At 58.4% G+C, this 23,920-nt stretch carries 18 protein-coding genes and 2 tRNA genes; 9 read left to right on the top strand and 11 right to left on the bottom strand.

Annotated elements, in window-relative coordinates; translation table 11 throughout:
• Nucleotides 1–137 precede the first annotated feature (137 nt).
• Both Q5H33_RS06120 and serS read right to left on the bottom strand, forming a co-directional pair.
• A tRNA-Ser gene (locus Q5H33_RS06120) sits at nt 138–222 on the bottom strand.
• Nucleotides 223–544: 322 nt separating this feature from the next.
• Nucleotides 545–1,831: a serine--tRNA ligase gene (gene serS, locus Q5H33_RS06115; RefSeq protein ID WP_033524209.1), complete on the bottom strand. Its 1,287-nt coding sequence runs from the start codon at nt 1,829–1,831 to the stop codon at nt 545–547.
• Between the two features lie 129 nt (nt 1,832–1,960).
• Between serS and Q5H33_RS06110 the strand changes: the two genes are divergently transcribed.
• Nucleotides 1,961–3,073: a diacylglycerol kinase family protein gene (locus tag Q5H33_RS06110; protein WP_004219978.1), complete on the top strand. Its 1,113-nt coding sequence runs from the start codon at nt 1,961–1,963 to the stop codon at nt 3,071–3,073.
• A 54-nt stretch (nt 3,074–3,127) separates the two neighbouring features.
• Here the strand turns inward: Q5H33_RS06110 and Q5H33_RS06105 are convergent, their stop codons facing one another.
• Together Q5H33_RS06105 and Q5H33_RS06100 are read right to left on the bottom strand one after the other, a co-directional pair.
• Complete coding sequence (locus tag Q5H33_RS06105) at nt 3,128–3,994, bottom strand: PRD domain-containing protein (protein WP_022244981.1); 867 nt, start codon at nt 3,992–3,994, stop codon at nt 3,128–3,130.
• Between the two features lie 27 nt (nt 3,995–4,021).
• Nucleotides 4,022–6,112 carry a glucose PTS transporter subunit IIA gene (locus tag Q5H33_RS06100; protein ID WP_004219983.1) on the bottom strand — a complete coding sequence of 697 codons (2,091 nt, stop codon included), beginning with the start codon at nt 6,110–6,112 and terminating at the stop codon, nt 4,022–4,024.
• 322 nt (nt 6,113–6,434) lie between these two features.
• Between Q5H33_RS06100 and pgm the strand changes: the two genes are divergently transcribed.
• The 5 genes from pgm (at nt 6,435) to rpiA (ending at nt 12,691) form a co-directional block, all read left to right on the top strand.
• Nucleotides 6,435–8,111 (top strand): phosphoglucomutase (alpha-D-glucose-1,6-bisphosphate-dependent), encoded by a 1,677-nt coding sequence (gene pgm / locus Q5H33_RS06095; protein ID WP_302423554.1) that lies wholly within the window; start codon nt 6,435–6,437, stop codon nt 8,109–8,111.
• 270 nt (nt 8,112–8,381) lie between these two features.
• Entirely contained in the window at nt 8,382–9,188 is an 807-nt protein-coding gene (locus tag Q5H33_RS06090; RefSeq protein ID WP_004219986.1) for a LytTR family DNA-binding domain-containing protein, read from the top strand.
• Between the two features lie 2 nt (nt 9,189–9,190).
• Nucleotides 9,191–10,546, top strand: a complete 1,356-nt coding sequence (locus tag Q5H33_RS06085) for a sensor histidine kinase (protein WP_117810800.1) — start codon at nt 9,191–9,193, stop codon at nt 10,544–10,546.
• Between the two features lie 81 nt (nt 10,547–10,627).
• Nucleotides 10,628–11,824: a ribonuclease HI gene (locus Q5H33_RS06080; RefSeq protein WP_226563220.1), complete on the top strand. Its 1,197-nt coding sequence runs from the start codon at nt 10,628–10,630 to the stop codon at nt 11,822–11,824.
• 168 nt (nt 11,825–11,992) lie between these two features.
• Nucleotides 11,993–12,691 carry a ribose-5-phosphate isomerase RpiA gene (rpiA, locus tag Q5H33_RS06075; RefSeq protein ID WP_033524206.1) on the top strand — a complete coding sequence of 233 codons (699 nt, stop codon included), beginning with the start codon at nt 11,993–11,995 and terminating at the stop codon, nt 12,689–12,691.
• Between the two features lie 224 nt (nt 12,692–12,915).
• On the opposite strand, the gene Q5H33_RS06070 is transcribed toward rpiA, so the two are convergent.
• Together Q5H33_RS06070 and Q5H33_RS06065 are read right to left on the bottom strand one after the other, a co-directional pair.
• The gene (locus tag Q5H33_RS06070) at nt 12,916–13,005 is read right to left on the bottom strand and encodes a 30S ribosomal protein bS22 (protein WP_004268639.1); all 90 of its coding nucleotides are present in this window, start codon (nt 13,003–13,005) and stop codon (nt 12,916–12,918) included.
• A gap of 214 nt (nt 13,006–13,219) precedes the next feature.
• Nucleotides 13,220–13,849, bottom strand: a complete 630-nt coding sequence (locus tag Q5H33_RS06065) for a hypothetical protein (RefSeq protein ID WP_004219996.1) — start codon at nt 13,847–13,849, stop codon at nt 13,220–13,222.
• 127 nt (nt 13,850–13,976) lie between these two features.
• Between Q5H33_RS06065 and radA the strand changes: the two genes are divergently transcribed.
• Nucleotides 13,977–15,395, top strand: coding sequence for a DNA repair protein RadA (gene radA, locus Q5H33_RS06060; protein ID WP_270545129.1), 1,419 nt, complete (start codon nt 13,977–13,979; stop codon nt 15,393–15,395).
• 210 nt (nt 15,396–15,605) lie between these two features.
• On the opposite strand, the gene Q5H33_RS06055 is transcribed toward radA, so the two are convergent.
• The 5 genes from Q5H33_RS06055 to nusA form a co-directional block, all read right to left on the bottom strand.
• A complete protein-coding gene (locus Q5H33_RS06055) occupies nt 15,606–16,829 on the bottom strand; it encodes a riboflavin kinase (protein ID WP_226563233.1) in 1,224 nt (407 codons plus the stop codon).
• A gap of 48 nt (nt 16,830–16,877) precedes the next feature.
• Nucleotides 16,878–17,945: a tRNA pseudouridine(55) synthase TruB gene (truB, locus tag Q5H33_RS06050; protein ID WP_226586470.1), complete on the bottom strand. Its 1,068-nt coding sequence runs from the start codon at nt 17,943–17,945 to the stop codon at nt 16,878–16,880.
• Nucleotides 17,929–18,432: a 30S ribosome-binding factor RbfA gene (gene rbfA / locus Q5H33_RS06045; protein ID WP_022245499.1), complete on the bottom strand. Its 504-nt coding sequence runs from the start codon at nt 18,430–18,432 to the stop codon at nt 17,929–17,931. Before rbfA ends, truB begins: the two co-directional genes overlap by 17 nt.
• 108 nt (nt 18,433–18,540) lie before the next feature.
• Nucleotides 18,541–21,393, bottom strand: coding sequence for a translation initiation factor IF-2 (infB, locus tag Q5H33_RS06040; RefSeq protein ID WP_055063028.1), 2,853 nt, complete (start codon nt 21,391–21,393; stop codon nt 18,541–18,543).
• A 212-nt stretch (nt 21,394–21,605) separates the two neighbouring features.
• Nucleotides 21,606–22,658: a transcription termination factor NusA gene (nusA, locus tag Q5H33_RS06035; RefSeq protein WP_022245496.1), complete on the bottom strand. Its 1,053-nt coding sequence runs from the start codon at nt 22,656–22,658 to the stop codon at nt 21,606–21,608.
• A gap of 272 nt (nt 22,659–22,930) precedes the next feature.
• Between nusA and Q5H33_RS06030 the strand changes: the two genes are divergently transcribed.
• The gene (locus Q5H33_RS06030; protein ID WP_226668326.1) at nt 22,931–23,620 is read left to right on the top strand and encodes a hypothetical protein; all 690 of its coding nucleotides are present in this window, start codon (nt 22,931–22,933) and stop codon (nt 23,618–23,620) included.
• Nucleotides 23,621–23,792: 172 nt separating this feature from the next.
• Nucleotides 23,793–23,878 (top strand) — tRNA-Ser (locus Q5H33_RS06025).
• Nucleotides 23,879–23,920 lie beyond the last annotated feature (42 nt).

Genomic DNA, 23,920 nt, shown 5'->3' with positions numbered 1-23,920 from the left:
AGCGGGAAGATTGTTCCAGTGGATGGAAGAATTGAGACTTGGACGGTGCTGAGCCGAACTTGGGTGGAGTTTACCCGGATTGCAGCAACAAAAAAGGCTTACCGGGCGCTTAGAGCGCTCTCAGTAAGCCTTATAGGCGGGTAAGGCGAGATTCGAACTCGCGGAGGCTTGCACCTCAACGGTTTTCAAGACCGTCTCTTTAGACCGCTCAGACACCTACCCATGTGCATCACGCACGAAACGCTAATATAGCACAACCCAAAGAACGAGGGGAAGAAAGCGAGCAAGGACAAAGGAAAGAACGCGGCGAAAACAAAAAAGAGGGGACCCGCTCACCGCGAGTCCCTTCCCATAAGCCAGAAAAGCCAGAAATCGGCAAATGCCAAATGCCAGGCATCCTCAGACTTCCATATTTCGTATTGCAGAAGTCCGTTTCAGCAGTTTAGTAGCTCAGCAACTCAGTGGAACCGATAAACAAACCCGAGTTACCAAACTCCACGAGCAACCCAAGCTATCAGACTCTGCCAAGCAAACCCAAACTCTATCAGGCTTCCCACTTGGTCGGCTCGATGACTTCCTTGCCACCCATGTAGGCACGCATGGCCTGCGGAATGACGATGGAGCCGTCCTTCTGCTGATGGTTCTCAAGAATGGCAACCAGCCAACGGGTGGTGGCCAGCGTGCCGTTCAGCGTGGAAACGGCGCGGGTGCCGCCATCTTCCATACGTTCGCGAATGTTCAGACGGCGAGCCTGATATTCGGTGCAGTTGGAGGTGGAGGTCAGCTCACGGTAGCGACCCTGGGTCGGCACCCAAGCCTCGCAGTCGAACTTGCGGGCTGCGGAAGAGCCCAGATCGCCGGCAGCGGTATCGATGATGCGGTACGGCACCTCGACCTTGCCGAGCATTTCCTGCTCCATGGCCAGCAGGTGCTCATGCTCCTTGTAGGAGTCCTCCTGCTTGGTGTAAACGAACATTTCCACCTTGTCGAACTGGTGCACGCGGATGATGCCGGAAGTATCCTTGCCAGCTGCGCCAGCCTCACGGCGGTAGCAGGAGCTCCAACCGCAGTAACGCAGCGGACCGTCAGACAGGTCGAGAATCTCGTTCTCGTGCATGCCGGCAAGCGCCACTTCGGAGGTGCCGACCAGATACTGCTCATCAGGTTCGCGCAGACGGTAGATTTCGTCGGCGTGGGAGTTGAGGAAGCCAGTGCCGCGCATCACTTCCGGACGCACCAGCGTCGGGGTGATGGCCAGCGTGAAGCCGTGCTCTTCGGCCTGGTCCACAGCCATGGTGAGCATGGCGATCTGCATACGTGCCACCTGGCCGCGCAGGAAGTAGAAGCGGGAACCGCCGACCTTCACGCCACGTTCCATATCGATGCCGGCAACGCCACGACCGAGGGTCAGGTGATCCTTCGGCTCGAAACCTTCGGCTGCGAAATCGCGGATCTGTCCAACCTTCTTGACCACCACGTAATCGTCTTCGCCACCTTCCGGAGCTTCCGGCTCAACCACGTTGGAAAGCTTCCACATGGCGGTGGTGTATTCTTCGGCTGCGGCGTCCGCTGCGGCCTTGTATTCGGAAACCTTCTGGGAGAGTTCCTTGGTTTCGGCAATCAGCTTGGCCTTTTCGTCGGCCGGAGCCGCGGCGACCTTCTTGCCGATTTCCTTCTGCTGCGCACGGGCAGCCTCGAATTCCTTCAGAGAGGAACGACGAACCTCGTCGGAGCGCAGCACCTCGTCGACCAGTTCGACCGATTCGCCACGCTTGCGCTGGGATTCCTTAACAACGTCAGCATGTTCACGAATGAATTGGATATCAAGCATGCCTCCTAGCCTAGTGCTGAAAGCCGACACCCGCCGCAGTCCTCTCATTTTTGTATACAACGTGCAGGAATCGTCGAATAAATCAGTCTTGATTCGCTTTTTTCGCATCTTCCGTGAACAATAGATGACATGCCTATGCCTGTTATCATTCTGATTGTCGTTCTTGCGGTCGCAGCGGTGTGCGCGGCCGCCTTTTTCGCAGTACGCGCGTATAAGCATCGCAAACTTGCGGAACAGCTCGACAAGCGCGACGATGATCAGGTGCATTACGCGTTTGTGATCAATCCTTCGAAACCGCAGGCGGAACAACGCAAGCAGCATATTCAGGAGTTCTGCGAGGCGAAGCATCTCACGCAGGTTGAATATATCGGAACGCAGCTTGATAAGGATGGTCGCGCCTGCGCGCTGGAAGCCTTGGAGCATGGCGCCGACGTGGTGGTCGCGGTCGGCGGCGACGGCACGGTGCGCACGGTGGCGAGCGCACTTTCGGGAACCGGCCACGCGCTGGGCATCATCCCTATTGGCACCGGCAATCTGTTTGCCCGCAATATGGGCATTCCTGTGGATGATATCGATGCGGCGCTGACCGTCGCCACATCTCATGGTTCGCGTTTGGTGGATGTCGGCCGACTGACGCTGCTCGATGATGAAGCCGCCGATCACGGCCATGCGTTCCTTATTATCGCGGGCATCGGCTTTGATGCGGTGATGATCGACGACACCGATCCTGAGTTGAAGAAGAACATCAGCTGGCTCGCCTATTTCGTGTCGGGCGTGAAGAACCTGTTCGCCCCGAAGTACAAGGGTGATGTGACCATTACCAGCGCCGACGGCAGCACGCACACCACGCACGGATTGACCTTCCGCACGTTCATGGCCGGCAATTGCGGCCAGATTCCGGTATTTTCGCTCATGCCCGACGCCGTGTACGATGACGGCATTCTCGATTACGAGATCATTGACACATCCGGCGGTTTGATCGGTTGGGCGAATCTGTTCGGCGATGTGCTGCATCAGACGATCACCGGCAAGGCCCAGCAGAGTCCGCTGTCCACGAATTCCACGGTTGACCAGATTCAGGGCGTCAGCGCGGAAATCAAGTTGGAGAAACCCGTGTTGGCTCAGGTGGATGGCGATATGCTTCCCGAAACGCAGCATATTCGTTTCAGTGTGGAGCGTAAATCTTTGTGCGTGCGTGTGCCGGAAGCGCCCGAAGCCAATACTTCCAATGTAAATCAGTAACTATTATCGTAATTATTAAATTATTTATTACGATGATTATGTATTTTATGCAAATTATGCATTGGTATCGTCATTCTCATGCGATTCCGTCGCATGAGAAGTCACTCGTGCGACATGCAAGGTGAGATAGGCGATTTCCGCTTCCGAAAGACTCACGTTCAATCGCATTTTGACGATGATCGCAAGTTTGTTCGCACAATCCGATGCTTTCGGATATGAGGTTTTGATGGATTCCACGATTGGTTCAGGCTCGTCATCAAGCTGTTCATGTTGGTGGATGCGCACGAAAAGATAGCGCAGATGCGTGATGAAACGCGCCACATTGACGCTGTTCTGGTCGAGAGTGATGCCGTAATAGCCTTCGATGACCGTCAGCATTTGCTGGATGACGCCGGTCATGGTGTATGTGGCGGAAAGATCGCCGGTAGAGAAGCCCGCATTGACCAAGTGCAGGGCCAAAGCCACGGCTTCGCAATCCGGCAGCGCACCGCCCAGATACGTGTTCATGGCATCGACCAGAGCTTTGCCTTTGGCATATTCGCTCGCGTAGAGCGAACGCACTTCGGCTTCCAGCGGATATTCGATGGTCTGCTTGTTTTGCGATCGGCGGATCGCACCGCAAATATGGTCGGATAATGCCAGCACCAATGCAGGCTGTCTGTCGGCCTGTTCCTTCAGACCGGTGCGGTTCATGGCGTCCGTAACGAGACGAATGATTTCGGGCGGAATCCCGGCCACCTGTTGGGCCATATGGTCGGGATCCTTGCCATCTGCGGGAACGAACCGACGGACGATCTTCGCGTCGTCAACATGCTGGCCGGGCTTGGCTTGGAAACCTATACCTCGACCGGTGAGAATCACCTCACTGTTGCCGTCTTTTGCCAGTACGACATTATTGTTGAATACGCGAAGAACGTCCACGTCGGCCCCTTCCGACTATGCGATTGGTCAGCGCTGAATGTCGATCACCGACTCACCGGCCTTGACGTCGACGCCGGTCTTTGGCGTGACGGACGCGAAGGCCACTGTGTTCAGCACCGTCATCAATGTGGTGGTGCTGTATCCAGCTTCCTTAACCTTATCAAAGTCGACGACAACGAGGTTGTCCCCCGCGTTCACGTGTTCGTTGGCCTTGACCTTCACATCGAAGCCTTCGCCGTTCATCTTCACCGTGTCGATGCCGACGTGCACGAGCACTTCCACGCCATCATCGGTTTTGATGCCGAATGCGTGACCGGTTTCGGCGACGGTCTGCAGCACGCCGGATACCGGCGCGACGACGGTGCTGTCTGCCGGCTGGATGCCGACGCCTTCGCCTAGTGCGCGGGATGCGAACACCGGATCGCCGGTTTCATCCAGGGAAATCACATGGCCTGCGACTGGAGCGTTCACCACGGTGGTGGTGGCAGCAGCAGCCGGGGCTTCAGTCTTGGTGGCGGCAACAGTGGCAGTCGCGGTGGCAGCAGCCGGAGCGACTCCCTTGGCTTCGACCGACGAGACAGCGGTCTTCTGATTGGCAGCCGCACGGGCCAGCACTTCGGCCTTCTGTTCCGGAGTGCGGTAGTCGAAGGTGATGATCAGAAGGAAGGAGGTGAGGAAGGACACGGCGATGGACACTGCATACACCCACATCTGATTGAAGACCGGAATGGTCAGCAACGAGGTGAATGCGAAAGCGGTGGTGGTCACGCCATGCACGGTCTGGCCGGCGGCGGTGACGGACGGGAAGAGCCAACCGAGGATGGCGATGACGACGCCACCGAGACCGCAGCCCACCAGCATGCGCTTGTAGATGAGCTTGTAACGCAGGTGAATGCCGTACAGAGACGGTTCGGAAACGCCACCGAGCAGGCCGGCCGCAAGTGCGCCCAAAGCGGTCTGGCGCATGTCCTTATCCTTGTCACGCACAGCAAGGAAGAGCACGCCAGCGGTAGCGCCGAAGCAGGCGAAGTTCCACACGCCCATCGGGCCTTGGATGAAGTCGTAGCCGAGAGTCTGGATGTTCATGAGCATCAGGGCGTTGAGCGGCCAGTGCAAACCGAGCGGCACGAGGAACGGGTACAGCATCGGAATGATGATGGCGAAGATGAACGGGGCATGGGTGTTCATCCAGGCCAAGCCGACGCCGAGGCCGTTGCCGACCCACACGCCGATCGGGCCGATGATGAAGGCGGTCAGCGCGCCAACGATGATCATGCAGAAGAACGGCACGAAGACCAGCTGGACGCTTTCCGGGATGATCCTCTTCAATCCGTGGTAGACGAGAGCAAGCACGGCGGCCATGAGCAGCGGCACGAACACGTTGCCGGAATAGTCGCTCAATGCCATCGGCAGACCGAATATGTTGGCCATGCAAGACTTGGTGCCCAGAGCGGCGTTCTCCACGCACGTGGTGGTCTTGGCGTCCATCAAGCCGGTGAACTGCGGGGTCATGAGCATGGCCATGATGGCACCACCCAGCCATGGGTCGACTTTGAGCTTCTTGGACGCGTTGTAGGCGACCATGATCGGCAGGAAGTAGAATACGCCCTTCCAGATGGCTTTCACGAATACCCAGCCTGCGGAAACCTCGTCATTCGGAATGACGTTCAGCGAAATAAGCAGGTTGACCAGCGCGATGATGATGGAAGCGCCGAGCAGCACGCCCAGAATCGGGCGGAAGGAATCGGAGAGATACTCGAAGAAGGAGTCCAGCCAAGCCACCTTGCCGCGGGCCTTGGAACGGGCTTCGGCCTTGACGTCGGCATTGCTCTTCTGACCATCGTCGGATGCGGAGGCACCGCCGACACCGGCCATTTCGGGCAGATGCATGATGTTTTCGTACACGGTGGCAACGCCACCGCCGATGACCACCTGGAAGCGGTCGCCGCTCTGCGGCACCGCGCCGAGCACGCCCTGCATGTGCTCGAGACTATTCTGATCGACCTTGGATGCGTCAACCAGTTCAAAGCGCAGTCGAGTGGCGCAATGCGTCAGACTGCGAACGTTTTCAGGACCACCGATTGCAGTGATGATCTGCGATGCGAGTGAGTCAGCCATCCTGATTTCCTTTCTTTCCCTTACAACCGATTCGATCCGAGCAACACCGCTTCGGGCAACAAAAAAAGACCTGAGATATGGCTATAGTTCAGCCACATCTCAGGTCTTGCGTCTTTATGTTGACTAGCAACCCTGCATCAGTCGAATAGCATAGAACTATACACCATCGTTTGACATTGCGCAACTCGGCTAAGCGCAGAATCCGCCATTTTCGAAAATTCATGTACACACATCCGAACATGCACTAAACAGACAACGTATTCATCGCGCATAATGGGACAATTACGCACATCTGACGCAAAAGCGTGGCAGAATAGTGACTATGGTTGCAAACAATGCGGGAATGCCCGCTACCCCAGCAGATCTGATCAATGTCGACGAGGTCATCGGCAAGTACTATGACGTCGTCCCCGACCCCAACGTTCCGGAACAGCGTGTCTCCTTCGGCACCTCCGGCCACCGCGGATCGTCTCTGAAGACCTCGTTCAACGAGGCCCATATCGTCGCCATCACCCAGGCCATCGCCGAATACCGCAAGAAGGCCGGCGTGACCGGCCCGCTGTACATCGGCCGCGACACTCATGCTCTGTCCGAGCCGGCTTGGAAGACCGCCATCGAAGTGCTCGTCGCCAACGGCGTGACCGTGCGCATCGATTCCCGCGACGACTTCACCCCGACCCCGGTTGTGTCCCAGGCCATCCTGACCCACAACCGCGCAGCGGATGGCACCCAGCGCTTCACCGGCGAAGGCCTGGTCGACGGCATCGTGGTGACCCCGTCGCACAACCCGCCGACCGATGGCGGCTTCAAGTATGACCCGGTCACCGGCGGCCCGGCTCCGTCCGACGTCACCAACGCCATCGCGGATCGTGCCAACGAGCTGCTCGGCGATTTCAAGAACATCAAGCGCGTTCCGTTCGAGCAGGCCGTCAAGTCCGACCTGGTCGAGCGCTTCGACTTCCGCGAGCACTATGTCGCCGATCTGGAGAACGTCATCGACTTCGATGTGATCCGTTCCTCCGGCGTGCGCCTGGGCATCGACCCGCTCGGCGGCGCTTCCGTCAACTACTGGCCGCTGATGAACGAGAAGTTCAACCTGACCATCGACGTGGTGCGCCCGCAGGTCGATCCGACCTGGAGCTTCATGACCATCGACCATGATGGCAAGATCCGCATGGATCCGAGCTCCCCGTACGCCATGAAGGGTCTTGTGGACTCCCTCAACAACGGCGCTTGGGACAAGTACGACCTGGTCGGCGGCACCGATCCGGACGCCGACCGTCACGGCATCGTATGCCCGAACTGGGGCGTGATGAACCCGAACCACTACATCGCCGTGTGCGTAGAGTACCTGTTCGGCGGCAACCGCCCGGGCTGGCCGGAAGGCGCCGGCATCGGCAAGACGCTGGTGTCCTCCTCCCTGATCGACCGCGTGGCCGCTTCCATCGACGCCAAGCTCGTTGAGGTTCCGGTCGGCTTCAAGTGGTTCGTTGACCCGCTGTTCAAGGGCGAAGTCGCCTTCGGCGGCGAAGAGAGCTCCGGCATGAGCTTCCTGCGCAAGGACGGCCGCGTGTGGACCACCGATAAGGATGGTCTGATCCCTGACCTGCTGGCTGCGGAAATCACCGCCAAGACCGGCAAGAACCCGGCCCAGCTGCATCAGGAACAGGTCGATCGCTTTGGCGAAAGCTGGTACAAGCGAGTCGACACGCCGACCACCTTGGAGCAGAAGCAGAAGTTCGCCAAGCTTTCCGGCGACGACGTCGCGGCCACCCAGCTGGCCGGCGAGGACATCACCGCCAAGCTCACCGAAGCCCCGGGCAACCACGCCAAGATCGGCGGCCTGAAGGTCACCACCGAGAACAACTGGTTCGCGGCCCGTCCTTCCGGCACCGAGAACATCTACAAGGTGTACGCCGAGTCCTTCGAATCCCCCGAAGCCCTCGACAAGGTGCTCGCCGAAGCCACCGAAGTCGTGGACAAGGCCTTGGCCGAGTGATCATTGGCGAATCGGCGTAATCCAGCCATTCGCCAATCATTCGCAAACTCACTGAGAAGCCCGCTTTCCTGAAAAAGGCGGGCTTCTCGCATATCCGCCCGAATACGAATCGCAACGAACACGAATCGTGCGATATGGCACGAAACGCCGAATTCTGGCATGACACGCACGCTATCACCCTCCGGCCGGCCCCGCTTCGCATTACGCTTGAATGATAGCGACACAACGCTCAGTCCAGCGGTCCCCGCCAATCTTCATGGGAGGTGAACGATGCGCATCGCCATCGTCGAAGACCACGCCGCCGAACGCCAACTGATGGCCGTCATGTGCGCGGAATATTTCAAACGCACCCGCGATATCGGCGTGGAATGCGTGACCTTCGCCGATGCGGAATCCTTCATCGAAAGCTGGAAAGACGCCCGATACGACCTGCTGCTGCTCGACTGCTATCTGTCGGACGACGAAACCGCCACGCATGCGGCGACCGGACTTGATATCGCACGGACGCTGCGCAGACAAAACGACGATTGCCCGATCGTGTTCATCACGTCAAGCACTGATTTCGCCGTGCTCGGCTACGAGGTGCAGGCAAGCGGATATCTGTTGAAGCCCCTGAATCACGACGCGTTCCATGCGACCATGGACCGCGTCGCAGCGCAGCTCGACACGAAAACACCGGTCACTCATCTGAAAAAACATCAATCGACGGGCAATGCACAAAGCAGCACGGACGCCGCATGGCAGGTGGCGTTCGGCAATCCCGCCATCACCATGGACCGTCGCCTTATCGCCTACGCGCTTTCCAGCGCGCATTATGTGGAATTCACCTTCGCCGACGGCACCTGCGCGAAAATCCGCACCAACTTCTCCGATGTGGAACATCGTCTCACCGTATTCAGCAACTTCTACCGCACCGCGCGAGGAGTGCTCGTCAACTTCGACTACGTGTCAGGCATCAGCAACAATGAATTCGTGATGAAAGGCGGCAAGCACATTCCCATCACGAAAACCGCGGTGACCACCACCTGCAGAAAATACGCGGAATACACGTTCACCCGCATGAGAATGGAGGACTAGCCATGCTTGACGCACTCGCATCGATCGCGCCATCATGCATGTTCTTCGCCATCGGCGAGCAGCTAAACGCGCTAACGGGCCTGCTTCTCTGCCTGTACATGACCTGGCATCATATGGAGAATCCCAAGCGCGACGGCCTTATTCTCATGATTTCCGGCGTGATTGTCTTCTTCCTGTGCGGCATCGCATGTTGCCTCGCCCACGTCCCCTCGCTCTGGTCCGTGATTCCTTCGGCTCCGGTTGTGGTATTGGCTTTACGTAAGATGACGAATCTTCCTTGGGGGCAGCTTCTTTTCGTCGTTTCAACAGCCGCATATATCGTCGCGATCATTTATTACCTGTCTTTGGCCGTGGATTTAGCTGTTCTGAATGAGCAGTCCATGAATTTACGTGTCGGATGGCCGGGAATGATCAGTCTGCTGATTTTTGATTTGATTGCGGCGACTACACTTTTCCATCCGTTCCATCATTCATTTTCCGCAACATTCGATTCACCTTCCATCAGCAGGAATTTTTGGAGGGTCATCTGGCTTTTTCCGTTCATTTCCACAGCAATTGTGGTGTGGTGCATGCCCGCCGACAACGCATCGCTGCTCGACACCCGCGTGCTTAGCATCGCCTTCACCGTATCCATCGCATATTCCGGTTTCATGACCATGGCCTACTTCCTCATCTGGTATATGATCCAGCAGGCGGACCGACTGCGCGAAGCCAGCAAACGCGAACATTACGAAGCCATGCAGACCTTGCAGCTGCAGCATATGAACGAACGCATCAACGAAGCGAGGCAGATCAAGCACAATATCCGGCATCATATTCAGACGTTGCAGGCTCTCGCCGCGGCCGACGATATGCCCGGCATCACCTCATATTTGGAGGAGATGGCCAATCATAGGCTGTTGCAGCCCATCCCCATGCAGTATTGCGAACATGCTTCGTTGAACGCGGTGCTGGTCTACTACTGTGATTGGATCCGCCATATAGGGGCTGAAGTCGATGTCAAAGCGTCGGTGCCGCAATATCTCAACATCAATAATGCCGAATTATGTTCCATGGTCGGCAATCTACTGGAAAATGCGTCTGAGGCCATTATGAAACAACAGGATGGGGAGAAAAAACTCAGGGTGCGCATCAAATATCGCACTGGGCCGCCCGCATCACTGTTCATTGTGGTCGACAACACGCACGATTCCTCCATTATGCAGGTTGGCGACGCTTTCGCCTCAACCAAGCATGGGGGTGAAGGTTTGGGCACCGCCACCGTGCGCGAAACCGCGGAACGGCATCATGGCGCGACCTCGTTCGATTATGACGGCACGCTGTTCCGCGCTTCCGTCATGCTGTGTTTGGATGATTGAGATTCCCGTTCGACGTCGCCCGATCACAGTTCGCAGTTCACCACGTATGGCAGCGTCTCACGGCTTTCGTAGGGTAGAGATATGACGATTACGGTTTCTACAGACGGTTCCGCTTTAGGCAATCCGAATGGTCCGATGGGTTGGGGTTGGGCCGATCATGAGCTTGCCACAGGCGGCAAGCCGGGGCATCACCATGAGGGCGACTGCGATGCCGGCGGAGCTACGAACGGCACCAATCAGATTGGCGAGCTGTGCGCGGTGCTGGAGGCGTTGCGCGCGCACCCCGGCTCCGAACCGTTGGTGATCGAAACCGATTCGCAGTATGCGATCAACTGTTCCACCACGTGGGTTCACGGCTGGAAGAAGAACGGCTGGAAGAACTCGCAGAAGAAGCCGGTAAAGAACGCGGATCTGATTCGCGCGATCGATGCCGAAATCTCCAAGCGCCCCGGACCGGTGAAATTCGTATGGGTCAAGGGTCATGCCGGCAATGCCGGCAATGAGAAGGTGGACGAGCTGGCGCGCACCTATGCGGGCGATTGCCGTTCGAAGATCCGTGAAGGATATCTTCCTTTGGAGGGTTGGCAGTCGCTGCTGGCTTCCGAATATTCGCAAGGTACCGATGTTCCCGATGATGCCCAAATGCTGCTTGACGGCAAAATCACTACGGACGAATACCATATGGGGCGCGGGCAAGGCAAGTCCGCTCAAGGATCGTTGGCCGATGATCTGATGGGCGCGGCCGATCCGGAGCCGCGTCCGCGTTCCATCGCCGATATGCTGGTGGAGCCGGAAGGCTATCCAGCGCCCGACGAGGCGACATTGCCGTTGACGTCCAACGAAATGTCGGTGGAATCCGACGACATGCCGGAACCGACCACCGCGCTTGATACGACCATGCCTGATGGCACGACGCCTGACGCCGAGGCACCGCGCAAATCGTATGCCGAAATGCTGCTCAAGCCGGACTGTTTTCCCCACGAGCATGACGAGCGGCAGCCAGCCGACGATGCACAGAACGAACAATCCGCGAATTCCTCGGAAAACGTGTCGGCGCCAACGAACGCCGTCGCCGACTTGCCGAAACTGCCGCATCGCGCCAGTCCTTCGGGATTGGCGGTGTCGGGCACCATTCGCTTCACTCCCCCGCCAAATTCCAGTCCGACGTTCGACGGCAAGCCACGCCTGATCCGCGGTTACATCGCGGTGGAAGGCTACGTGCAAGGCGACGGCACGCTCGTCCTCGACGAAGCGCCATTTGCAGTCAAGCACAACTAACGAGCCAGCACTTTCGACCTTAACGCCTCGAAAGTGCGTGAAACATCCTGTGAAAACACTTGCTGACCACCAATGGCACACCTTCGTTCATGACATGTCCGCAAACGCACAAAAATCAACACATCCGATAATATGGAGACGGTCTTAACCCCATATCGAAGGAGGATCATGGACAAGGCACAGCAGGACGCATTGAAGAAGGCAGCCGGCATCGAAGCTGCCAAGCTGATTCAGAACGGCATGATCGCAGGTCTGGGCACCGGCTCGACCGTGCGCTTCCTGGTCGACGAGCTCGGCCGCCGCGTGCAGGAGGAAGGCTTGGAGTTCACCGGCGTGACCACCTCCCGCCGCACTCAGGAGCAGGCAGAAGGCTACGGCATCAAGATCGTCGACATCGATGACGTTGATCACATCGACGTGACCATCGACGGCGCCGACGAGGTCGACAAGAACTTCAACGGCATCAAGGGCGGCGGCGCCGCTTTGCTGTGGGAGAAGATCGTGGCCACCAACTCCAACAAGATCGTGTGGATCGTGGACGAGTCCAAGGTTGTGGACACCATCGGCAAGTTCCCGCTGCCGGTTGAGGTGATTCCGTTCGGCGCAGGCCAGGTCGTCAAGAAGTTCGAATCCCGCGGCTACAAGCCGGTGCTTCGCCTCGACGCCGAAGGCCAGCCGGTGCGCACCGACGAGAACAACTACGTGGTCGATCTGCACCTCGAATGCATCGAACACCCGGAGGCTCTGGCCGACGATCTCATCAACACCGTTGGCGTGGTGGAGCATGGCCTGTTCCTGCACATGGTGGACCAGGTCATCGTGGGCGATCCCAACGGTCCGCGCGTGCTCACCAACTCCAACAAGTGAGTTTGAAGTAGCGTAAGTTCCGCATTTTCCGCGGATTTTCGCGAACCTACACGAAACCATATGAGGCTGTGCGTTCAACTTCGAACGCACAGCCTTCTTTTTGCATCTATTGATTTTCGATTCTCGTACTTTTCGTTTATTTCTTTGCAATATGCAAAAATCCCGCATACCTCAAGAAGACATACGGGATTTTGTTTAAGCGACGCTTCAACCGCGCCTGAAGACTACTTGCGCTGGTGGCGAGTCTTACGAAGCAGTTTGCGGTGCTTCTTCTTGCTCATGCGCTTGCGGCGCTTCTTGATGACCGAGCCCATCTCAGCCTCCGTTCCTTAAACTCAAAGGGTAAAAGTTTGCAACTTGCCCAATACTACACTGCTTCGGGGACTAACGCACACAACCGCATTCATATGGTGGAAGCACGCACCTTTTTATCGGAAGATCAGGCAAACGCAGTCCGCATGGTCCACGGCTGAATCTTACGTGAATCATGCATGAATCATAGGATCGCACAACCAGCCGTAGGCAGTATCACAGCGGGAACTGCTGGTAGAAGCGCTGCACCGAATCCTTGGCTCCCGTGGCTTGGAACACCACGGTATCGTTGCGCCAGACCGCGATGGCCTTGGTTTCGTCGTCCGGATCGGTTTTGGCGCTATAGGCGCCGGTCGCTTCACCGGAAACCTTCACATTGCCGCCGCCCAGCTCCTTGCCGGTCATGGCACCGGTCAGATTGTCATACTGACTTTGCGCATCATCAGACTGAGACCATTGCGCCACTTTCAAGGTGATATCCTGACCGTCCTTGCCCGTGGAATACGTCAACGTGTACTCCTCGACCGGGGAAGCGCCGCTCCACGAAGTGCTGGCATCGGCCTTGGTGCGCGCGAAATTCAACACGGAATCAGGCATGGCCTTCAACAGTTCGCTGGCGTCATCCGGCAACGCCACAGCGTCAATGGACGGCGTGGTCGGCTCAGAGGCATCCTGCGACGCGCCCTGCGAGGTGGTGGTGCCCTGAGTGGACGCTTCATCGCCCTTGTTCAGAGCCCAGCCGGGCCAGATGAAAGCGGACACCAAGGCGAGCACGACCACCAAAGCGGCGGCAATGACAGCCACGATCAGTTTGCCATGAGAAGAGGAAGTTTGCGTAGTAGACATGGCTGTTATTCTTTCATATCCGTGAGACGCTCGAATCCAGAAACCGTGATCTCGCCATCATCCCGCACCAGCACCCCCTTAATATCTCCGAAAACGATTGTCCCAAAATATCCGTATTGTCGGCGATATGGCAAAGACGTCCTCGCAATTTGTATGTTCCGAATGCGGCTGGAGCGGGCCGAAATGGCTGGGCCGCTGCCCTGAATGCGGCCAGTGGGGCACCATCGAGGAATTCCATGAAGCGCGCCCCTCCGCATCGTCACGCACCGCCGCTCCCGGACGCACATCGCGCACGCTATCGCATGCAGTGCCCGATTCCGCGGCGAAACCGATCACGGAAATCAGTACGGAAACCATTTCCAGAATCGACACTGGGTTCACGGAATTCAACCGCGTACTTGGCGGCGGCATCGTTCCCGGTTCCGTCACGCTTATCGCGGGCGAACCGGGTATCGGCAAATCAACGCTGCTGCTGGAGACCGCAGGCAATGTTGCCCGTCTTTCCGCAGCGCAGCCCGAACGCAACACGGTGCTCTATATTTCCGGTGAGGAATCGCAGGCGCAGGTGCGCATGAGGGCCTCGCGCATCGGCGCGGTCGAACCGAATCTGCTTCTGGCCGCCACCACCGACCTGTCAACCGCGCTGGGGCTTATCGAACAATGCAAGCCTGCGCTGGCCATCGTCGATTCCGCGCAAACCATCGTCTCGCAGGAAGTCGATGGCATCTCCGGAGGCTCGACTCAGGTGCGCGAAGTGGCGAGCGCGCTGATCGACACCGCCAAAACGCTTGATATTCCGGTATTGTTGGTCGGTCATGTCACCAAAGACGGGTCGATTGCCGGCCCGCGCACGTTGGAACATTTGGTTGATGTGGTCTGCCAGTTCGAAGGCGACACCGAAACCGCATTGCGTATGCTGCGCGCGGTGAAAAACCGTTTCGGCCCTACTGATGAGGTCGGCTGTTTCGATATGAGCGGCGAAGGCATCGAAGAGGTGACGGACCCGTCCGGACTGTTTCTTTCCTCGTCCAATTCCGCAGATCCCTCTCCGGTGGAGGGCACGTGCGTGACCTTCACGTTGGACGGTCATCGCAGTCTTCCCATCGAAGTGCAGTCGCTGGTCACCAAATCCGTACTGCCAACGCCACGACGTGCCGCGAACGGCGTCGACGCCAACCGCATCGCCATGCTGGTGGCAGTGCTATACAGGCATGGCAACGTCAATCTTTTGGCGAACGATCTGTATATTTCCACCATCGCCGGAGGCCAGGCGCGCGAGCCCGGATGCGATCTGGCGATCGTCGGCGCATTGGCGAGCGCCTCGAAATCGAAGGCGATCAGCCGCACCACATGTGCGATTGGCGAAATTTCGTTGACCGGGCAGGTGCGTCCGGTGCCGCGATTGGAATACCGGTTGCGCGAAGCCGCCCGTCTTGGTTTCACCACCGCTGTAGTGCCGACATTACGTAGAGAAATCGCAATTCCCGGATTGTCGATCGTTCAGGTCGACACATTGCAGGATGCGCTTGGCGCCATGTTGCGATAATACACACCCTACATACCGTTTTTGCATGTATGCACGCGAAGCATATACATTATGTTATTTTTTTAACCTATACAAGTGGGGCTCTTACGTAGATTCTTACGTAAGAGCCCCACTATTTTTGAATACTGATACGTTTTTACTGGAAATATCAGCATTCATTAATCACTGTCATTATCGTGATTATTATTGCGATCATCGTTGTGATTAGCATCAGGCAGTAATTCGCTTGGTTTCCTCGACATTGCGCTTCAGCTCGTCGATCAGATCCTGTGCGGAATCGAATTTGATTTGAGGACGCAGGAATCCTACGAATTCCACACGTACCTGGTGATCGTATAAATCAAGCCAATCGTCGGTGACGGCATAGGCTTCGACCACGCGATCGTTCATTCCGGTCACCTCGTTGAAGGTCGGCTTGGTGCCGATGGAAATCGCAGCAGGCCAACGATATGGCGAATGATCGGCAAGTCGCGCGTCCACGGAAGAGGAATCGAACTGCTGCGAAACACCTTCGGAAGCGCCCTGCGCACCATCGTCCGCCGTCTTCGCGCCCAGGTCCACGAGCCAACCGGCGTATACGCCGTCGACCGGCAGATAGCCTGCCACATTCTCGCTCAGATTCGCCGTGGGGAAGCCGATGGTGCGTCCACGTTCCTCGCCATGCACCACGGCGCCTTCCACGGCATGCGGATGTCCCAGAATCGCGTCGGCGTCTTTGATGCGCCCCTGGCCCAGCAGGTAGCGCACATTCGTGGAGCTCCACACGCGCACGGCCTTCGCCTGGTTTTTCTTGCTCCATGCGCGACGTTCCGCCTTGGACGCGCCTTCCAGCGGATCGGCCGGCTCACCATGGTCGGTGGGCATAACCGGCTTCGCATTGGCTGGCACGCGGGTTTCGCCCGGTCCACGATCGTCGACCACGTCAAGCTGGAACACGCCGGTGGCGAGCGCCAGATTCTCGATGGCCTTCACATCGCCGGCACGGTTCGCACCCATGGCCGCATCGGATCCGAGCACTAGCGCGCGCATGCCCAGCTTGCCCACCATTTGTCCGAGGAAGAATCGGTACGATTTCGCCGCGAACGCCAGCGTGTAACGCACGATGAGCGTGTAATCCACGCCCAGCTTGTTGATGGCGCGCAGACGCTCCTGCATGCTGGTGAGCGCCTGCGCGTCGATCATGCCCGCCGGCGGCTCCTGGCCACCGTTTTGCGCCGCGTAGCCGTGCACGAGCGCTGGGCGCGGATCGAACAGCACCACCACGGAGAAGGACTGTTCCTTCTTGGCGAGTTCCACCACGCGGCGAATCACCGCCTGATGGCCCTGATGCATGCCATCGAACGAACCGATGGTCACCACGGATTTCTTATCGTTGCTCAGCGTAGGCCAATCCACCATGCCGCTGGCATCAGGCGTGAGCGTGATTGTCTTCATCATGTCCTTCTTGTGTATGAATTCGTATCTGTAGTCTGATTGGATGGTTCAGTTGAATACCGCGACCGGTTTAGCCTCACCGCGTTTCGCACGTTCGAGGATGGCGACCAAATCGTTGGTTTCCTCAACGTACGCCGCCGTGGTCGTACGTATGTCATGCGCGATTCTGCGTCCGAAACGCAAGTCGGCCGCTTCCTGATCGCTCACGGCCAGCATATTCATGGAAGCCGCAGCGCTGGCCACGGGATCGAGCGCATGATCGAGCGCATGATCTGCATCGTCAAGCACTGCACGATTGCGCATCACTTCCATGCCTTCACGATTGGTGAATGTTTTGGATTCAGCGTGGGCGCTCATGACGTTGGGCATATTCACTGAAAATCTGCCGACACGTGTGCGTCGCAGCATCGTCAGATGGCCTCCCAACCCGAGTTCCTCGCCCAGATCGCGTGCGAGCGCGCGAATGTAGGTACCTGCGGAACAGGTCACGGTCACGTCGAGTTCCATAACGGGCTGCATATCTTCATGCGGTGCAGTGTCGGCAATCCATCCATCTCCTGTCCTCTCGGCCACGACTGCGCCAGCAAGTTCCGTGCCGGCACGATCGCTATGCGTGTAGCCGTAACGCGCCTGCCGCACGTTGAACTCTTCGATGGTCACAGGACGTGCCTTAAGCTCCACATCCTTGCCTTCGCGCGCCAGATCATAGGCACGCTGGCCATTGACCTTAATGGCGGAGTAGACGTTCGGTACCTGTTCGATGCGCCCGGTGAACCGTTCTGTGATCAGCTGTTCCACGGCTTGACGCGAAGGAAAGTTCACTGCCCGCTCCCCCGCCGGCAACAGCTCGCCTTCGGCATCGTCCGTAGTGGTGCGCTGTCCAAGGCGAATGGTGGCCTCGTACGTTTTGTTATGGTCGACAATGTAGTTGAGCAGTCGCGTGGCATTGCCGAAACCCACCACCAGCACGCCGGTGGCCATCGGGTCGAGCGTGCCAGCATGGCCGACACGCTTCATATGCAGGGCGCCGCGCACGGCCGCGACCACGTCATGGCTGGTGACCCCCTGCGGCTTGTCGATGACCAGCAGGCCGGAATGTTCAGGCTTCTTCGTCATCATCCCAATCTTCGACTTCGACGTCATCATCGTCGAAATCATCGTCGTCATCCTCTTCCGGATGCTTGTACGGATCGGCTTCGCCCGCATACTGGGCGGTTTCACGAGCCTTGGCGAGTTCTTCATCACGCTTGCGCGCGATGGCGAGAATGTCTTCGATCTCATGTGCCTCGCCCGGCACCTCGTCGAATACGAATTCGAGCTGCGGGGTCAAACGCAGACCGGCCTTGGTGCCCACAAGGGAACGCAGACGACCCTTGGCTTGGTTCAGTGCCTGCTGTGCACGGCGGCGTTCGCCCTGCTCATGGCCTTCACGGCCAAGCTGGGTCCAATAGACTTTGGCGATCTGCAGATCGTTGGTCACACGCACTTCGGTGATGGTCACGTTTGTGAGACGCTTATCGTGCAATTGCGCCTCCATGGAGGATGCGATCACACGTTGGATCAACGCCGCGATGCGTGCGGCGCGAGGATTGGTTCCTGCCATTGTTGTCCTTTAATCAGGTAAGTTCTGTTGTATTACGGAACGCCCGCAGCCGTATGTCAGCTGTGGGCGTTCCTTTCTTGTTATCGATTGCTGGTTCGAATCAATCGACTACTTGCGTTCGATTTCCTGCATTTCGAAGGTCTCGATGATATCGCCAAGCTCGATGTCGTTGAACGAACCGAGGTTGATACCCGCTTCGTAGCCTTCCTTGACGGAGTTGACATCGTCCTTGAAGCGACGCAGCGAGGAGATTTCGAGATCATTGACGGTGGCGATGCCGTTGCGCAGAATACGGCACTTCGTACCGCGCTTGACTTCGCCGTCCTGCACCATAACACCTGCGATATTGCCGAACTTGGAAGAACGGAAGATCTCGCGGATCTCGGAGTGGGACGTGACGACCTCTTCGAATTCCGGCTTGAGCATGCCCTTGAGGGATGCTTCGATGTCTTCGATGGCCTTGTAGATGATCGAGTAGTACTTGATTTCCACGCCTTCGCGTTCGGCCATATCCGCCACCTGACGGTTCGGACGAACGTTGAAGCCGATGATGACGGCCTTGTCGACGGTAGCCAGGTTGACATCGTTCTGGGTGATGGCACCGACACCGCGGTGGATCACCTGGATGCCGACCTCGTCAGACACCTCGATCTTCATCAAGGAATCTTCCAGCGCCTCGACGGAACCGGAGGAATCGCCCTTGATGACGATGTTGAGCATGTCGACCTCAGCCTTGGCGAACTGCTCCTTGAGGCTTTCGAGCGACACGACCTTACGACGCTTGGCCAGCTGGGCCGCACGCTCGGTGGCCTGACGCTTTTCGGCGATCTGGCGTGCGGTACGGTCATCGGAGGCCACCAGGAACAGATCGCCTGCTGTCGGCACGGAGGTCAAACCAAGCACCTGCACCGGAGTGGACGGCGTGGCTTCCTTCATATGGGTGCCGTTTTCGTCGAGCATGGCGCGGACACGGCCATACGACGTTCCCGCGACGATGGAATCGCCGATGTGCAGAGTACCGGACTGAACGAGCACGGTTGCCACGGCACCGCGACCCTTGTCGAGTCGGGCTTCCACGGTGGCACCGCGAGCGTCCATATCCGGGTTGGCACGCAGATCAAGTTCAGCGTCCGCGGTCAGCAGCACGGCTTCCAGCAGCTTGTCGACATTGGTGCCCTGCTTGGCGGAAATGTCGACGAACATGGTGTTGCCACCGTACTCTTCCGGAACGAGGCCGTACTCGGTGAGCTGGCCACGGACCTTGTCTGGGTTCGCGCCCGGCTTATCAATCTTGTTGACGGCCACCACGATCGGCACGTTGGCCGCCTGAGCGTGGTTGATGGCTTCCACGGTCTGCGGCATCACGCCGTCATCGGCCGCGACCACAAGGATCGCAACGTCGGTGAGTTCGGCGCCACGGGCACGCATGGCGGTGAAGGCTTCGTGGCCCGGGGTATCGAGGAACGTGATCTTACGCGGTTCGCCTTCGAGATCGACGGTCACCTGGTATGCACCGATACGCTGGGTAATACCGCCGGCCTCACGTGCGATGACGTTGGTACGACGGATGGTGTCAAGCAGTCGGGTCTTACCATGATCGACATGGCCCATCACGGTGACGACCGGCGGACGCGGCTTCAGATCTTCATCTTCCTGAAGTTCTTCTTCGTCCAGATCGATGTCGAACTGCTGCAGCAGTTCCTTGTCTTCCTCTTCGGCGGACACGATCTTGATGTCCCAGCCGATTTCCTCACCGAGGATCTGGAAGGTGGATTCGTCCAAGGACTGGGTTGCCGTGGCCATCTCACCAAGGTGGAACAGTACGGTGACCAGTGCCGCCGGATTGACGTTGATCTTCTCGGCCAGATCGGCAAGGGATGCGCCCTGACGCAGACGAACGGTCTGACCGTTGCCGGTAGGAATACGCACGCCGCCGATGACCGGGGCCTTCATCTCCTGGAATTCCTGACGCTTTGCCAGACGGTTCTTACGAGCCTTCGAGGACTTGCCGCCCTGACGACCGAACGCGCCTGCAGCACCGCCACGACCGCGACCGCCGCCGCGTGCCGGACCGTTGCTCGGAGCGCTGTTGCCGCCCTGGAAGCCGCCACCATTGGTATTGGCGCCGCCACCGAAACGGTTGCCACCACCTGCCGGACGCTGACCGCCGCCCTGACCCGGACGATGCTGGCCCCACTGACCCGGCTTCGCACCGGTGCCTTGGCCCGGACGACCACGGAAACCTCCACGCTGGCCGCCGCCCTGACCCGGACGGCCGCCGCGACGACCTTCGCCGTTGTTATTGTTGTTGGCGTTCGGACGGTTCATCGGATGCGGACGCGGAATGTCACCCGGAGTCGGGGTATGCATGCCCTGCTTGCGGCTGAACGGATTGTTACCCGGACGTGGGCCCGGAGTGTGCGGCTTCGCACCATTGGCGGCATTGTTGCCATTACCGCCCTGCGGAGCATTGGTATTGTTATTGTTGCGCTGTGCGCGAGGTCCCGGAACCGGAGCCGGCTTGCCGCCCTGACGGCGTTCGCCCTGCGGACGCGGAGCGTTGCCGTTGGCACGATTGCCATGCTGGCGGGAATCACCCGGACGAGGCATGCGCTGGCCGGGCTTCGGGGCTTCGGACTTGGACGCTGCAGGACGTGCCGGCTTTGGAGCGGCAGGCTTTGCCGCGGATGCCGCGGGAGCAGCCGGAGTGGCACGAGGCGCAGGAGTAGGCGAAGCTGCCGGGGCAGCCGGCTTCTTGGCCGGGACCGCAGGCTTCTTGGATTCGGATGCGTTGCCCTGCGCGTTGGAAGCGAAAGCATTCCTCAGCTTACGGGCAACCGGAGGTTCAACGGTAGACGATGCGGACTTCACAAATTCGCCCATCGCCTCAAGTTTGTTCAAAACAGTCTTGCTGTCAACGCCAAGTTCCTTGGCAAGTTCATATACGCGTGCTTTCGGCACTCAATTTCTCCTATCTTGGGCCGCGCGCATACGAGCGCGACCGCTACTGATTCACGGCGAGCTTGTTCCTTCTCATCGTGCAACCATGTTCGTGATACCTCGTCTTTTCCCTGGGCATGACGGCACGTACCCCCACGCTTTGGATTATCGAGTCCAGCATACTCAAGCCCGTGGATTGAACGCCACGGGCTTACCGTTGCTGAAAGTGTTGGTTATTCGGCGGTTTCCCCGCTGGTCGAAGCCTGCGCTTCGGCCATCTTCTTGGCGTGTGCCTCGGCGGATTCGATGCCGATCTTCCATCCGGTCAGCTTGGCGGCCAAACGTGCGTTCTGGCCTTCCTTGCCGATGGCCAGCGACAGCTGATCATCATGAATGAAGGCGATTGCGGTCTGGTTCTTCTCGCTGATTACCTGCACACCGGTGGCGACCGCCGGAGACAGTGCCGCCGCGACGAACTTCGCCGGATCGGCAGACCAGTCGACGATATCGATCTTCTCCGGCCCAAGGTTCTCCATCACCGCACGCACGCGAGCACCGCCGGGGCCGATCAGAGCGCCCTTCGGATTGACGCCCTCGGTGTTGGCGCGCACCGCGATCTTGGTACGGGCACCGGCCTCACGCGCGATGGCCATGATCGAGACGGCACCGGAAACCAGTTCCGGAACCTCACGTTCGAACAGACGGCGAACCAGCTCGGGATGGGAGCGGGACACCACGATTTCCGGGCCTTTGAGGCCACGTGCGACATTCACCACATACACGCGGATGCGCTCACCATGGCGGTAACGCTCTCCCGGCACCTGTTCACGACGCGGCAGCAACGCTTCGACGTCGCCAACGGCCACGTGCACATTGGAGGTGTCCTTCACATCCTGCTGCACAATGCCGGTGATCAGCTTGCCCTTCTGCCCGGAGAACGCGCCGAACACCTTGTCGTCCTCGGCCTTGCGGAACAGCTGGCTGATGACCTGACGCGCGGTGGCTGCGGCCAGACGGCCGAAGTCGCGCGGGGTGTCATCATATTCCTCGCCCAGAGTCGGCGCAGGGTGCGGATTATCCTCGGTCGGCTCGACGGGGATCTCATCCTGAGCCCAAACGGTAAAGCTTCCGGCACGCGGATCAAGCTCCACACGAGCATGCTTCGCCGCGTGCGGCGTTTTCAGATATGCCAGTCGCAATGCTTCCGAGAGTGCGGCATCCAGCGTCTCGGGATCGATTCCCTGCCCAGCTGCGAGCTGGTGCATTCCTGCCAGGTCCAGTTCCATACTTCCAAGACCTCCTATATGAAGTTATTCCGAGCGCTCGGCCCAATGGTCACAGTCGACTACTAGTCTAATGTTTCATGCAGACACGCTCCCCGTTTTTCCCCTTGGCCTTGTCGACTGTCAGACGCGCCTGCGTCTTGGTGTGCGCGAGCGTCCTTGTGGCATCACTGGCCGCGTGTTCCACTCCTCGAATCGCAGGCCGCGCCGAAGCCGAACAACAGCCAAGTCCTTGCGAAAAGGCGTATGCAGACGCGACTGCCAACGCCGACATCATGGCAGACAGGTCACGCCATATCGTCATGCGCTATCTTGCCGCGCAGGAGGCGGTTTCAGATTGGGCCAACACCGCGGCATATTGCCCGGCGCGATTCGCCGATGGCACGTTGCGCAGCGCGCAGGCCCGTCACGCCGTCAGATTGATGGCCTCACGGCTTGCGATTGACATCGCACAGCCCACGCTGTCACGATGCGATGGCATTGACTCGCTCGATGTCGATACGGATTCGCTTGCAGCCATGGCTGCTGCGGAAGATCAGGTGGGGTTCGCGATGGAGGTGTTCGCCGCGCGTTCCTTCGGTCATGCGACGCTTGACATCAGCGATCGTCATAAAACCACTTCGCAACGCCTGATTTCTATTTCCGGAGCCGAAGACAATCGTGCGAAAACCTATGATGTCACGCAGCTGCTCGCCAATCCTAATACCATCGTGGATTCCGCAACGGGCTTGTACGCGCCAACCGATGCCGTCCTGGAAATGAATTGCGCGCGCAGCGAAATCGCAGCCGTTGCGGCAAGCTCGACTTCGTCGAACGCCTCGACGAAGTCCCAAACAACCTCGGACGACCATTCGGATGACTCCCGGGAACAGTCACTGGGCATGCTCGCCAGCATGATCGCCGACCGCGTGGATCTGGCACTCGACTGGGGTTATCCGGCATTCGACGAAGCGCTATTCGCATAGCGCAGACTTGCGTACGCTGTCCGCGCAACCGTCTTCACGCAATGCGACGCAGTGTTCCCGCGAATAAGACACGCCGAGCAATCGCAGACATCGCAAAAATCCCTCAATCGGATTTGACAATCGCCAAAGCTGTGGCAAAATGATGAAGTTGCTTGTTTTCAAGTAGCACAATGGATAAGTGTCCGAGCGGTCTAAGGAGCACGCCTCGAAAGCGTGTGAGGGCGAACCCCTCCGCGAGTTCGAATCTCGCCTTATCCGCAAGTAGAAAAACCGGAGCAACGGCGCTTCGGTTTTTTTATT

Origin of the sequence: uncultured Bifidobacterium sp. (genome assembly GCF_959020145.1) — a bacterium.
In the GTDB taxonomy this organism is placed as follows: domain Bacteria; phylum Actinomycetota; class Actinomycetes; order Actinomycetales; family Bifidobacteriaceae; genus Bifidobacterium.
Note: the sequence above shows the minus strand (reverse complement) of the source record. Positions and strands in the feature narration are given on the sequence as shown.